We start from the raw sequence: 652 nt of genomic DNA, 5'->3' as shown, positions 1-652 counted from the left end.
TCTCTTGCGGAACTCGGGACCGACGCCGAGATAGAACCCGACCTGGCCGAATGGGACTATGGCGACTATGAGAGCCTGCGCACGCCGGAGATCTTGAACAAGCGGCCTGGCTGGGACATCTGGCAGGATGGCTGCCCCGGCGGCGAAGCGCCCGCAGATGTTGCCGATCGCGCGGACCGGCTCCTGCATAGGCTGCGCAAGGAACGCGGCAACGTGGCACTGTTCTCTCATGGTCAGTTCGGCCGTGTGCTGGCGGCGAGATGGTTGTTGTTGCCGCCGCGCGAAGGCCGGCATTTTGCGCTCGATCCGGCATCGCTCAGCATCCTCGGGACGGATGCTGACCACGCCCTGCGTCCGGTGATTTCACTTTGGAACGCGAGTTCGTCCTTCTTTCGCAGCGGCGCGTAGTGCCCGATGTCGAAAGGGCAGGCGCCACGGCGTCGTGAACGAGTGCACCAATGCGCCTGCAGCAGTGATCTGCATAGTGCATGGACAAGAGGAACACGCGCGCCGGAAGCAGCGGGAAGTCGAGGCTGCTCAACTCGCGATGCGGTCGGGCAGAAGACGGTCATATTCCTTCTTGACGACCGTATAGCACTCGCAACAGCGATGCTCGATGCCCTGCCTGTCGAGGACTTCGATGCGCCCGCGA

Annotated in this window: 1 protein-coding gene and 1 pseudogene; one reads left to right on the top strand and one right to left on the bottom strand. The window is 63.2% G+C overall.

Annotated elements, in window-relative coordinates; genetic code table 11:
• Window positions 1-408: histidine phosphatase family protein (locus HB681_RS37695; protein WP_213959994.1), on the top strand; the 408-nt coding region annotated here is incomplete at its 5' end.
• A 129-nt stretch (window positions 409-537) separates the two neighbouring features.
• On the opposite strand, the pseudogene HB681_RS38635 reads toward HB681_RS37695, so the two are convergent.
• Window positions 538-652 (bottom strand): annotated as a pseudogene (locus HB681_RS38635) (Crp/Fnr family transcriptional regulator); the annotation flags it as partial.

It is taken from the genome of Variovorax sp. dw_954, assembly GCF_018449755.1.
In the GTDB taxonomy this organism is placed as follows: domain Bacteria; phylum Pseudomonadota; class Gammaproteobacteria; order Burkholderiales; family Burkholderiaceae_C; genus Variovorax.
The sequence above is the reverse complement of the archived record's forward strand: the minus strand, read 5'-3'. Positions and strand labels throughout refer to the sequence as shown.